Annotated in this window: 12 protein-coding genes; 4 read left to right on the top strand and 8 right to left on the bottom strand. The window is 69.3% G+C overall.

The features are described 5' to 3' along the window. Positions 1-13 precede the first annotated feature (13 nt). Positions 14-433 carry an META domain-containing protein gene (locus BLQ03_RS03285; RefSeq protein WP_090752727.1) on the top strand — a complete coding sequence of 140 codons (420 nt, stop codon included), beginning with the start codon at positions 14-16 and terminating at the stop codon, positions 431-433. Between the two features lie 6 nt (positions 434-439). On the opposite strand, the gene recO is transcribed toward BLQ03_RS03285, so the two are convergent. Next, positions 440-1,276 (bottom strand): DNA repair protein RecO, encoded by an 837-nt coding sequence (gene recO, locus BLQ03_RS03280; protein WP_090752724.1) that lies wholly within the window; start codon positions 1,274-1,276, stop codon positions 440-442. 70 nt (positions 1,277-1,346) lie between these two features. Here recO and ade point away from each other — a divergent pair, with 70 nt between their 5' ends. Continuing rightward, entirely contained in the window at positions 1,347-3,128 is a 1,782-nt protein-coding gene (gene ade / locus BLQ03_RS03275; RefSeq protein ID WP_090752720.1) for an adenine deaminase, read from the top strand. Positions 3,129-3,155: 27 nt separating this feature from the next. Here the strand turns inward: ade and BLQ03_RS03270 are convergent, their stop codons facing one another. The 7 genes from BLQ03_RS03270 to mutM form a co-directional block, all read right to left on the bottom strand. Next, positions 3,156-3,581, bottom strand: a complete 426-nt coding sequence (locus BLQ03_RS03270) for a VOC family protein (protein ID WP_090753038.1) — start codon at positions 3,579-3,581, stop codon at positions 3,156-3,158. A 70-nt stretch (positions 3,582-3,651) separates the two neighbouring features. Continuing rightward, positions 3,652-4,731 (bottom strand): DNA replication/repair protein RecF, encoded by a 1,080-nt coding sequence (recF, locus tag BLQ03_RS03265; protein WP_090752716.1) that lies wholly within the window; start codon positions 4,729-4,731, stop codon positions 3,652-3,654. Continuing rightward, the gene (gene dnaN, locus BLQ03_RS03260; protein WP_090752711.1) at positions 4,728-5,846 is read right to left on the bottom strand and encodes a DNA polymerase III subunit beta; all 1,119 of its coding nucleotides are present in this window, start codon (positions 5,844-5,846) and stop codon (positions 4,728-4,730) included. The genes recF and dnaN overlap by 4 nt, the downstream gene beginning before the upstream one ends. Before the next feature lie 93 nt (positions 5,847-5,939). Then, positions 5,940-7,364, bottom strand: coding sequence for a chromosomal replication initiator protein DnaA (dnaA, locus tag BLQ03_RS03255; RefSeq protein ID WP_090752707.1), 1,425 nt, complete (start codon positions 7,362-7,364; stop codon positions 5,940-5,942). Between the two features lie 509 nt (positions 7,365-7,873). Continuing rightward, on the bottom strand, positions 7,874-8,143 hold the full coding sequence (gene rpsT / locus BLQ03_RS03250; protein ID WP_090752703.1) for a 30S ribosomal protein S20: 270 nt from the start codon (positions 8,141-8,143) through the stop codon (positions 7,874-7,876). A 158-nt stretch (positions 8,144-8,301) separates the two neighbouring features. Then, positions 8,302-9,078 carry an enoyl-CoA hydratase gene (locus BLQ03_RS03245; protein ID WP_090752700.1) on the bottom strand — a complete coding sequence of 259 codons (777 nt, stop codon included), beginning with the start codon at positions 9,076-9,078 and terminating at the stop codon, positions 8,302-8,304. 69 nt (positions 9,079-9,147) lie between these two features. After that, entirely contained in the window at positions 9,148-9,990 is an 843-nt protein-coding gene (mutM, locus tag BLQ03_RS03240; RefSeq protein ID WP_090752696.1) for a bifunctional DNA-formamidopyrimidine glycosylase/DNA-(apurinic or apyrimidinic site) lyase, read from the bottom strand. 54 nt (positions 9,991-10,044) lie between these two features. Here mutM and ubiE point away from each other — a divergent pair, with 54 nt between their 5' ends. Next, positions 10,045-10,809 (top strand): bifunctional demethylmenaquinone methyltransferase/2-methoxy-6-polyprenyl-1,4-benzoquinol methylase UbiE, encoded by a 765-nt coding sequence (gene ubiE / locus BLQ03_RS03235; protein ID WP_090752691.1) that lies wholly within the window; start codon positions 10,045-10,047, stop codon positions 10,807-10,809. Between the two features lies 1 nt (position 10,810). After that, entirely contained in the window at positions 10,811-12,337 is a 1,527-nt protein-coding gene (gene ubiB / locus BLQ03_RS03230) for a 2-polyprenylphenol 6-hydroxylase (protein WP_090752687.1), read from the top strand. The last annotated feature ends 61 nt before the right edge of the window (positions 12,338-12,398 follow it).

Raw genomic sequence — 12,398 nt, 5'->3', positions numbered from 1 at the left:
GGGGAAGCCTTACATGATCTCCGCCCTGCGCATCGCCGCCGTTTCCGCAACCCTCGCCACCCTGGCGGCCTGCGGCCCCGAGCCCATGCCCGCTGACGGCACGGGCTTCGAGGGTGGCATTCCCTTCGGCACCTACACCATGGTCGGCTTCGGCCAGGAGGCCGTGCCCACGCGCGATTCCCGCATCCGCCTGACGCCCGGCCAGATCACCGGCAACGGGCCGTGCAACACGTTCGCCGCCACCAACGCCGCGACGCTGCCGCAGATCAGCGTCAGCGTGATGAACTGGACCGACAATCCCTGCGGTCACAAGGGCTTCGAGGGCCGCTTCCTCGAAGCCGTGACCCAGGCGTCCGAGGCCGAATGGTCGGGTGGCGTGCTGAAGATCAAGAGCCCCCTGGGCTGGATGACGCTGGAACGCTCGGGGAACTGAGCTTTCTCAGGGCCGCCCCTCGGGGCGGTCCTTATCCTTGGGGCCGGCTGTCAGCCGCGCCACCAGCCGCGCGCGGGCGGCAGGCAAGGGCCGCCCCACCTGCGCCTCGGCCAGCCGCGTGGTCAGGAAATGTCCGGTCAGCGCGAAACCGGCGGCAAGACCGCCCTCCGCATCCGGTCCGCCCAGGATGCCCGGCAAGGGAAGCAGCCGCGCCGCCCACTCCCCCGCCGCCTCGGCCGTCACCGCATGGCCGGACTTGGGCGAAACATACGTCAGCCCCTCGCGTGCGCCGCTGACCGCACAGCGATCCAGCGACAGGCCGAAGCCCAGTTCGTCCAGCAGCAGAAGCTCCCAACGAAGATACTGCTCTGTCCAAGGCGGTGGACCGTTTTCAGCGAGGAAGGCGGCGGTGGCGGCAAGGGGGGCAGACAGCTCCCCGGCTCCGGCAGTGCCGTCAGCGCCCCTTCCGCTGCCCCCCTCCATTGCGTCCAGCAAGCCTTCCGTCGCATCGACCAGCCGCGGATGCGGGTCGCGCTCGGGCAGCGCCCAGGCGATCAGCGCGGTCACCGCGTTCAGGCCCGCCAGGGCATCCGCATCCGCCATCAGCCCCGCACGCGTCCGCCCCGGTTCGACCGTGAAGCTGCCCAACTGGTCGTCCAGCCGCGCCCGCCACCGCAGGGACAACCTGTTTCCGGGCTGAAGGATGGCCGCGCGCCGTACGCTCGCGCCGCCCGGCACGACACCCGAGATCAGCCCCAGCTCGCGCGTCAGCGCGGTCAGGATCACCGCGTGTTCGCCATGCCGGCGCCGCGTGATCGCCGTGCCCTCGCCCTGCCATTCCATCCGGCTTCCTTTCCCGCGCCCGCTGGCGCAAGTTGCGCCGCATTATCGAACGAACGAAAGGGACCCGTCGATGCTGAAACCGTGGATCGAGGCGCAGGCGCGGCTGGTCGAGGTCGCCGCAGGCCGCGCGCCCGCCGACATGGTGATCCGGGGCGGCCAATGGGTCAACGTCCACACGCGCGAGGTCCTGCCCGGCCACGACATCGCCATCGCCGACGGCCGCGTGGCCTGCGTCCTGCCCGACGCATCAGTCAACATCGGCCCCGACACGCAGGTGATCGAGGCGAATGGCCGCTACATGGTCCCGGGTCTGATCGATGCCCATATGCATGTGGAATCGGGGATGCTGACGCCCGCGGGCTTCGCAGCGGCGGTGATCCCGCATGGCACGACCACGATCATGCACGACCCGCATGAGATCGCGAATGTGATGGGGCTGGAAGGCGTGCGGCTGATGCGCGACGAAAGCCTGATCCAGCCCATCACCATGCTGACGCAGATGCCCTCCTGCGCGCCCTCGGCGCCGGGGCTGGAAACCACGGGCCATCCGATCACGGCTGGCGAGGTCGCGCAGGCCATGGGCTGGGACGGCGTCGTGGGCTTGGGCGAGATGATGAACTTCCCCGCCGTTTCGGCCGGAGACCCCGCGATGCTGTCCGAGATCGCCGCGACCCGCGCCGCAGGCAAGACGGTGGGCGGCCATTACGCGAGCCCCGACCTCGGCCGCGCCTTCTCGGCCTATGTCGCGGGTGGCGCCGCCGACGACCACGAGACGGTGGCCGAGGCGCAGGCCGTGGCTCGCGTGCGCCAAGGCATGGGCGCGATGATGCGGCTGGGCTCGGCCTGGCACGACGTCCAGGCGCAGATCACGGCGATCACGCAGCGGGGGCTGGACACCTCGAGCTTCATGCTCTGCACGGACGATTCCCATGCCGGGACGCTGGTGCATGACGGGCACATGGACCGGGTGGTGCGCCATGCCGTGGACTGCGGCTGCGATCCGCTGGTCGCGATCCAGATGGCCACGATCAATACCGCCCGGCATTTCGGGATGGAACGGGACCTCGGCTCGATCACGCCCGGGCGCAGGGCCGACGTGATCCTGACCTGGGACCTGCGGGCGCTGCCTGTCGAGATGGTGGTGGCGCAGGGCCGCCTGGTGGCGGAAGACGGTCGCCTGCTGGTGGACTGCCCGCGCATCGACTGGCCGGATGAGGCACGGAACTCGGTCCACCTCGGCCGTGCGCTGAATGCCGCCGACTTCCGCGTGCCTGCTCAAGGGCGCGAGGCCGAGGTCCGCGTGATCGGTGTCATCGAGAACCAGGCTCCGACCCGTGCCCTGATCGCGACCCTGCCCATCCGCGACGGCGAGGTGATCCCCGGGGGCGTCGAGCGCATCGCGCTGGTCGAACGCCACAAGGGCACGGGCGGCGTGGTCAACGGCTTCGTGCAGGGCTTCGGCTACCAAGGCCGCATGGCCGTTGCCTCGACGGTCGCGCATGACAGCCACCACATGATCGTCGTCGGCACCTGCGGCGAGAACATGGCCGCCGCCTCGGCCCGGCTGGCCGAGCTGGGCGGCGGCATCACCGTCTTCCGGGACGGGGCCGAGCTTGCCCATGTCGCCTTGCCCATCGCAGGGCTGATGTCGGACCGTCCTGCCCCTGAGGTCGCCGAGGCCGCCGAGGCCGTCAACCGCGCCATCCGCGACTGCGGTTGCAGCCTGAACAACGCGATCATGCAGCATGTCCTGCTGGCGCTGGTGGTGATCCCCGAGTTGCGGATCTCGGACCTGGGACTGGTGGACGTGACCCGGTTCGAGATCTGCGACGTGGTGATCGCCTCGCGGTAGCCATGGGTATCTGGGTCAGGAAGGACCTCAGGGGAGCGTGAGGGCTCCATCCTCGCCCAAGGGCCAGAAGGGGTTGTGCGCGATCTCCCACACATGGCCGTCGGGGTCGGCAAAGTAGCCGGAGGTGCCGCCCCAGGCCGCCTTCTCCGGGCGCTTGAGGCAGGTGGCCCCGGCCTCAAGCGCGGACTGGAAGACCGCCTCGACCTCCTCGACGTCGCGGCAGTTCTGGGCCAGCGTCGCGGCGCCGGTCCCGAGTTCGGCTTTCGCGCGGCGCTGGTCCTCGGCCAGTTCATCCAGCGCGAAGAGCGCCAGCGCGAGGCCGGGCATCTGGAACAACGCGAGGCCCTCGGGCGCGTCCGGATGCGGGGTCCAGCCCCAGTCGCCATAAAAGCGGCGGGCGCGGGAAAGGTCCGCCACGCCCAGCGTGATCAGGCTGATGCGATTGCGCGGCAGGGTCATGCACATCTCCCCTTGGTCCAGGGCACCGCCTCGCACCTGGGGCTGGCGCGGCTGCGGCGCGGCCTCAACCCTCATCCGTCAGGGCCGAGGCCTCGCCTTCGCGCTCAACGTGCAGGAAGCGGGCACGGCCGTCCAGCGCGGCGAACAGCTCGCGGCCCGTGGCGGTCAAGAAAGCCTGCGCGGGCAGCGCGGTGATCTCGTCATACAGCGCAGCGCGGCGGCTTTCGTCCAGGTGGGCTGCGACCTCGTCCAGCAGGACGACGGGGCGTTCGGGCGCCAGCGCGCGGGCATTGGCGAGGATCAGCGACAGCAGCAGCGCCTTCTGCTCTCCGGTCGAACTCAGCGCGGCGGGCATGTCCTGCGGGCCCCAGCTTGCGCCGAGATCGGCCCGGTGGGGGCCGGTCAGGGTGCGGCCGGCCGCCATGTCGCGGGGGCGCATCGCAGCCAGACGCGCGGCGATGCTGTCAGGGTCGGCATCGTCGGCCTCGCCGTCGCCGGCCAGCAACACCAGACGGGCCGAGGGGAAGCTGGTCTCGGCGCCCGCCTGCGCCTGCATGATCCGGGCCAGGGCCTCCTGCCGGTTGCGGGTGATCGCGGCGCCCGCCTCGGCCATCCGCGCCTCAAGCACGCGATACCAGCGGTCGTCGCGCATCTCGTCCCGCAGCAGCCGGTTGCGGTCGCGCATGGCCTTTTCATAGGCGAGCGCCTCCTCCGCATGCCCCGGCGCGAAGCTGAGCGTCAGGCGGTCGAGGAAACGCCGCCGCACCTCGGGCGCGTCGGTCCACAGCCGGTCCATCGCGGGCGTCAGCCAGATCAGGCGCAGCAGCGCCCCCAGCGCCACCTGCGGCGCAGGCTTGTCGTCGATGGTGACGCTGCGGCCCTCGCCCGGCCCCGCGCCGGTTTCGACCGCATGGTCGTCGATGGTGGCCCTGATACGCCAGCCCGCCTCGGGGCCGCGCCGGGCTTGGTCCTGGGGCGCGGCGCTGCGCATCCCCCGCCCCGGCGACAGCATCGACAGGGCTTCCAGGATGTTGGTCTTGCCCGCGCCGTTCGGGCCGAAGATGGCGACCGGCCGCGCGTCCAGTTCCAGCGCCAGCCGCGGCCAGGACCGGAACTGCGCGAGAGCCAGATGGCTAAGCGTCACACGCGCATCGGCATGACGACATAGACGGCGGATTCGTCCCCGCCCTCGCGGATCAGCGCCGCATCGCCCGAGCCGTTGAACAGGAAGACGGCATTCTCGCGGTCGATCTGGGCCGCGATCTCCTGCAGGTATTTCGCGTTGAAACCGATCTCCAGCGGCTCGTCGGCATAGGCCACGGCCAGCTCCTCGTCGGCCGCGCCGGCATCGGGGGCGTTCACCGACAGGATCAGCCGGTCCTCGTCCAGCGCGAGCTTCACCGCGCGCGAGCGTTCGCTGCTGACGGTCGCGACCCGGTCCACCGCGCGGGCGAAATCGGCGGCATCGACCTCCAGCCGGCGGGTGTTTCCGCGCGGGATCACGCGGGTATAGTCGGGGAAGGTGCCGTCGATGACCTTCGAGGTCAGCGTGATCGTCGGATTGGCGAAGCGCACCTTGGTTTCGCTGATCGAGACGGCAATCTCGGCCTCGTCGTCGTCCAAGAGCTTCTTCAGCTCGGCCACGGTCTTGCGGGGGACGATCACGCCCGGCATTGCCTCGGCCCCTTCGGGCAGGGGCGCGTCGATGCGGGCCAGACGGTGGCCGTCGGTCGCCACGCAGCGCAGGGTGCGCCCGCCCTCGCCATCTGCGACATGCATGAAGACGCCGTTCAGGTAATAGCGCGTTTCTTCCGTGGAAATCGCGAAGCGCGACTTGTCGAAAAGCCGCCGCAGCACCGGCGCCGGGGCGGTGAAGTTCGCCGTGTATTCGGTCGAGGCCATGACCGGAAAATCCTCGCGCGGCAGGGTGGCGAGGTTGAAGTTCGCCCGTCCCGCCTGCACGCTGACCCGGCCCGAACCCGCGTCAAAGGCGATGTTGACCAGCGCCCCGTCGGGCAGCTTGCGGGCGATGTCGTTCAGAAGGGCCGCGCTGACGGTGGTGGCGCCGGGGCGTTCCACGGTGGCAGGCGCGCGGTCCACGACCTCGGTGTCGAGATCGGTGGCGCGGAAGCTGACCCCCTCGGGCGTGGCCTCGATCAGCACGTTGGACAGGATCGGGATGGTGTTGCGGCGCTCCACGACCGACTGGGCCTGCGACACGGCCTTGTTCAGAACCGCCTTTTCGATCGAGAATTTCATGGCGTCCTTGCCCCTTTGGTCGCGAAAGCCGCCCCGAAGGGCGGCGCGCTCAGTTTCGTCAATGTTCGTCGGCGGTCAAGCGCCCGTGAAGACTCAGGCCTCCAGCGAGCGGCGCAGCAGGTCGATGTCCTCGGCGAGGCTGCGATCCTCGGTGCGCAGTTCCTCGATCTTGCGGATTCCGTGCATGATCGTGGTGTGGTCGCGCCCGCCGAAGCGGCGACCGATTTCCGGCAGGCTGCGGCTTGTCATCTGCTTGGCCAGATACATGGCGATCTGGCGGGGCCGGGCCAGCGTGCGGACCCGCTTGGGACCGACCAGGTCCGACAGGCGGATGTTGTAATGCTCGGCCACCTTGCGCTGGATCTCCTCGACCGTGACCTTGCGGTCCGAGGCCCGCAGGATGTCGGTCAGGCATTCTTGGGTCATGTCCAGGTCGATCTCGCGCCCCATGAGGCTGGCGAAGGCAAACAGCCGCTGCAGCGCGCCTTCCAGCACGCGCACGTTCGAGGTGATGCGGTGGGCGAGGAATTCGAGAACCCCCTGCCCCAGCCGCAGGCCCGGATAGGTCTGGCGGAACTGTTCCGTCTTGGACTGCAGGATCGACAGGCGCAGTTCATAGTCGGTTGGATGCAGATCCACGATCAGCCCGCAGGACAGGCGCGACTTGATCCGTTCTTCCATGTCCTTGATCTCGCCCGGCGCGCGGTCGGCCGAGATGACGATCTGCTTGCCCTGGTCCACCAGCGCGTTGAACGTGTGAAAGAATTCCTCCTGCGTGGAATCCTTGCCGGCGATGAACTGGACGTCGTCCACCATCAGCAGGTCCACGGTGCGGAACAGTTCCTTGAAGTCCATGACCGTGCGCTCGCGCAGGGCCTGGACGAAACGGTACATGAACTGCTCGGCCGACAGATACAGGATGCGCGCCTGCGGGTCGCGGGTCTGCCGTTCATAGGCGATGGCGTGCATCAGGTGCGTCTTGCCCAAGCCCACCCCCCCGTAAAGGAACAGCGGGTTGAAGGTGACATGCCCGCCCTCGGCCACGCGGCGGGCGGCGGCATGAGCCAGCTCGTTGGGCTTGCCGACCACGAAGTTGTCGAAGGTGAAGCGCGCGTCCAGCGGCGCCGTCATCTCCTCGTCGCGCAGGGGGGCGCGAACCGGAGCGGGCGCAGCCACGGGCGCAGCAGCAGGGGCCGCGGCGGGCATCGGACTGGCCACCGCGCGCGGGATCGAATCCACCGGGCGCAACTCGGCCGGGCGGTTGTCCACGGCGGGGGCAGGCGCGGCGACGGTGAAGCTCAGCCGCTCGACCTCGGCGCCCTGATGGACCAGCGCGTCAAGGATCGGGCGGGCATAATGGCGCGACACCCAGTCCGACAGGAAGCGCGTCGGGCAGGCGATGTCGGCCGATCCGCCGTCGATGGCGCGCAGGCTCAGCGGCGCCAGCCAGGTGACGTAGTTGTGGGTCCCGACCCGAGCTTCGAGTTCGGATCGTGCGCCCGTCCAAAGATCATCCATCCGAATCGTTCCTTTTCGTCCCCGAACCCCCACCGGGAACGCCGGCAGGACACCGCGATCACGCCGCAACACAGGGATGAACAGGACAGGGACGCCACAGGCGAGCCTTTGGCGCGTCGGGCCAGTGGCCCCTTCTGTCTGTTCCGGGTCGGCCCGTTCCGGTGGCAGCCGGAAACGGACCCGTGGCGCGCCGGATCGGCCCGTGGCAGCGGGCCGCGGCATCGGCTGGCGCCTGCCCGGACCTGTGCTGGCAGCTGAAGGCCCGGGCGTTCATCCCCTGTTGCGACGTGAATCGCTTGGATCAAGCTAGCGGCAAGCCCCGGAGGCCCGCAACCGAACTATCGGCTTGACAGCCCCTTTGCCCGTCGAATCTGTGGCAGTCTTGCACCGCTTTTGTAAAGTAAGCAAAATCAATGATTTACGTAAATTAATGACGCTGCGGCGCAGAATGACAAAGGGCGCCCCGAAGCTCCGGGACGCCCTTGCAAAGGCCGGCGGGATGTGCCGGATCAGGCCTTCGACAGCGCCTTCACACGGGCCGCCAGGCGCGAGATCTTGCGCGACGCGGTGTTCTTGTGGACCACGCCCTTGGTGACGCCGCGCATCAGTTCGGGCTGGGCCGCCTGCAGCGCCTGGGCCGCGACCTGCGCGTCGCCGCCGGCGATCGCTTCCTCGACCTTGCGCAGGAAGGTGCGGATGCGCGAGCGGCGGGCCTTGTTGACGGCGGTGCGGCGCTCGGTCTGGCGGGCGCGCTTCTGGGACTGGGGCGTATTGGCCATGCTGGGGTCTTTCCTGGTCAGTTGCGTTCGATGATCGCGCAAAAGACCCAAGCCACCGCCCCTGCAAGGAGAGGCGGTCCTGTTTCATGCCTAAGCGGGCCCACGCGCATTTCAGCGCCCGCCTATAAACGCTGCGGGCGCGAAATGAAAGACCCGAATCAGCGGTCGCGGAACTGCGCTTCGCGCTTTTCGGCAAAGGCGCTCATGCCTTCCTTCTGGTCCTCGGTGGCGAACAGCGCGTGGAAGGCGCGGCGTTCGTACAGAAGCCCCTCGCGCAGCGTCGTCTCGTAGCTGCGGTTCACGGCCTCTTTCGCGACCATCGCGGCAATGGCGGACTTGGAGGCGATCTTCTTCGCCGCCCCCATGGCCTCGTCCAGCAGCTTGTCGGCGGGCACGACGCGGCTGACGAGGCCCGAGCGCTCGGCCTCGGCCGCGTCCATGAAGCGGCCCGTCAGGTTCATGTCCATGGCCTTCGACTTGCCGACGAAACGGGTCAGCCGCTGCGTGCCGCCGATGCCCGCGATGACGCCCAGGTTGATCTCGGGCTGGCCGAACTTGGCGTTGTCGGCGCAGATGATGAAGTCGCACATCATCGCAAGTTCGCAGCCACCGCCCAGCGCATAGCCCGCAACGGCGGCGATGACCGGCTTGCGGACCCGCTGGATCACTTCGATCTCGGGACCGAAGAGATCGCCCGTCAGCACGTCGACATAGGATTTCGACGCCATCTCCTTGATGTCGGCGCCTGCGGCAAAGGCCTTCTCGCTGCCGGTCAGGACGATGCAGCGCACGTCCGCGTCGGCGTCGGCGGCCTTCATGGCGGCGGCGAGTTCGGACACGAGCTGGCCGCTCAGCGCGTTCAGCGCCTCGGGGCGGTTCAGCCGGATCAGGGCGACATGGTCGGTGATTTCGACGATCAGGGTCTGGTAGGCCATGGAAGCGGTTCCCCGGGGCGATTGAAGCGTGGCCCCCGGCTTAGCAAAGCGCGCGCGCCCCTTCCAGCGTCACCGCTGGCAGACCGGGCAATACCAGGTGGACCGCCCGCCCTGCACGATCCGCCGCAGCGTGCCGCCGCATCCTTCGCGCAGGCAGGGCTGGCCTTCGCGGCCATAGACGCGGAAGCTGTGCTGGAAATAGCCAAGCTCGCCCGAGGTCTGGCGGTGGTCGCGCAGGGACGAGCCGCCCGCCTCGATGGCCTGCAGCAGCACCTCGCGGATGGCGGCGTGCAGGCGGGCAATGCGCTCGGGCCCGATCCGGCCGGCAGGGCGGGTGGGGTGGATGCCCGCGCGGAACAGCGCCTCGCAGACATAGATGTTGCCCAGGCCCGCCACGATCCGCTGGTCCAGCAGCGCCGCCTTGATGGGCGTCCGCCGCCCGGCCAGCGCCGCCGCCAGCCGCTCGGGCGTGAAGCCGTCGTCCAGAGGCTCGGGGCCAAGGGCCGCCAGCAGCGGGTGGCCCTCGCCGCGCACGAAATCCACCGCGCCGAAGCGGCGGGCATCGTTCAGGGTGATGGTCGTGCCGTCCTCGGTGGTCAGCACAAGGTGGTCGTGCTGGGGCAACACGGCGGGATCATGGTGGAACCGGCCCAGCCCCTCGCCCTCGATCCGCACCCGGCCCGACATGCCGAGATGCAGCAGCAGGCTCGCATCGCGGTCGAGATCGGCGAGGATATATTTCGACCGCCGCCGCAACTCGGTCACCCGCGCGCCGGTCAGCATCTGCACGAGGTCCGGCGGCATCGGCCAGCGCAGGTCGGGGCGGCGCTGGTCCACCCGGACGATGCGGCGCCCGACAAGGTGCGGCGCAAGACCGCGACGCACCGTTTCCACTTCCGGCAGTTCTGGCATTTCCCGCCCATCCGCTGCATGGTGCCGCCCTGACCGGCGACTGGATGTTCAGCTATGACCGAAGACTCCCCGAAACAATCCGAGGGGCACACCCATTTCGGCTTCCGCGACGTGCCCGAGGGCGAAAAGGCCGGGATGGTGCATGGCGTCTTCTCGCGCGTGGCGTCCAAGTACGACGTGATGAACGACCTGATGAGCGTGGGCATCCACCGCATCTGGAAGAACGCCATGATGGACTGGCTCGCGCCCCGGGACGGCCAGCACCTGCTGGACGTGGCGGGCGGGACCGGCGACATCGCCTTCCGCTTCCTCGGCCGGGCGCCGGGGGCGAGGGTGACGGTGTGCGACATGACCGAGTCCATGCTGGTCGAGGGGCGCAAGCGGGCCGAGGCCGACCGTCTGGCCGACCGCCTCGCCTGGGTCACGGGCGACGCCATGGCCCTGCCCTTCGCGGACGCCAGCTTCGACCGCTACACGATCAGCTTCGGCATCCGCAACGTGACGCGCATCCCCGCCGCCCTGTCCGAGGCCTTCCGCGTTCTCAAGCCCGGCGGCCGCCTGATGGTGCTCGAATTCAGCCAGCTTCCCGTGCCCATGCTGCAATGGGCCTATGACCAGTATTCCTTCAACGTGATCCCCCCCTTGGGCCAGCTGGTCGCGGGGGACCGCGACAGCTACCAGTATCTCGTGGAATCCATCCGCCGCTTTCCCGACCAGGAAACCTTCGCCGGGATGATCCGGGACGCGGGTTTCGAGCGGGTGCAGTACCGCAACCTGTCCATGGGCATCGCCGCGCTGCATTCGGGCTGGAAGATCTGAGATGCGCGGCCCTCACAACATCTGGCGCCTGATCCGCACGGGCGCGACCTTCCAGCGCACGGGCGCGATGGGCCAGGCACTGGACGCGATGAACGCGCCGCGCCGGCTGCGGGTCGCCGCCCGGCTGCTGGGCCTGCCCTTCGCCTGGCTCGGTTATCGCGGGGACCCGGCGCTGCCCCCCGTGACGCGGGCAATCACCGCGCTGGGCCCGGCCTATATCAAGTTCGGGCAGATCCTCTCGACCCGCCCCGACGTGGTCGGCGCCGAGATGGCGGGCCACCTGCGGATGCTGCAGGACAGCCTGCCCCCCTTCCCAACCCCGATCGCCCGCCTGCAGGTGCAGGAGGACCTGGGCGCCCCAGTCGAGACGCTGTTCTCCGAATTCTCGGAACCCGTGGCCGCCGCCTCGATCGCGCAGGTCCACCGGGCGCGCCGCACCGATACGGGTGCCGAAGTCGCGGTCAAGGTGCTGCGGCCGGGCATCGCCGCCGCCTTCCGCCGCGACATCGACGCCTTCCACTTCGCCGCCGGCATGATCGAGCGGCTTTCCCCCTCGAGCCGCCGCCTGCGCCCGCGTGACGTGATCTCGCATTTCGAATCTGTCGTGATGGGCGAACTGGACCTGCGACTGGAAGCGGCCTCGGCCTCGGAATTCACCGAGAACACACGCGAGGACGCGGGCTTTTCGGTCCCCCACCCGCACTGGGACCTCAGCGGCCGGCGCGTGCTGACCAGCGACTGGGCCGAGGGCATCCCCATGGCCGACGTGCCCGCAATCCGCGCGGCGGGGCACGACACCTCGCGCCTGGCCGAGCGGCTGCTGCAGCTTTTCCTCAGCCATGCTCTGCGCGACGGCTTCTTCCATGCCGACATGCACCAGGGAAACCTGCGCATCGCGCCCAACGGCGACATTGTCGCCTTCGATTTCGGCATCATGGGCCAGATCGACGAATACACCCGCCGGGTCTATGCCGAGATCCTCTACGGCTTCATCCAGCGCGATTATCACCGGGTCGCCCGCGTCCATTTCGAAGCGGGCTATGTTCCCCCCGACCGCAACATGGCGCAGTTCGCCCGTGCCCTGCGCGCGGTAGGCGAGCCCATCTTCGGCGCCGACGCGAGCCGCATCTCGATGGCGAACCTTCTGGCCTATCTCTTCGAGGTGACCGAGCGCTTCGGCATGGCCACCCGGACCGAGCTGATCCTGCTGCAGCGCACCATGGTCGTGGTCGAGGGCGTGACCCGCACGCTCGATCCCCAGATCAACATCTGGGCCGCCGCGCGGCCGGTGGTCGAGCTTTATATCCGCGACAACCTTGGCCCGCGCGCCGCCCTGCGCGACGGGCTGAAGGTCGTCCAGGCCCTCGGCCGCCGGGGTCCCCTGCTGCCTGAGGTCGTGGACCGCCAGATCGATCGCCTGTCTCGACCCGAGCCCAGCACGATCATCGTCGAACCGACCGCGCCTCGTTGGCCCCTGGCCATCAGCCTGCTGGCCGCCGGCGTCGTGCTGGGCGCGCTGCTGTCATGAGGACCAGGACCGCGCCTTCCGCGCCATTCCCCGGACAGCGCTGACCCAAGGGGCGGCCTGT

This window comes from Paracoccus chinensis, assembly GCF_900102885.1.
Taxonomy (GTDB): Bacteria; Pseudomonadota; Alphaproteobacteria; order Rhodobacterales; family Rhodobacteraceae; genus Paracoccus; species Paracoccus chinensis.
Note: the sequence above shows the minus strand (reverse complement) of the source record. Positions and strands in the feature narration are given on the sequence as shown.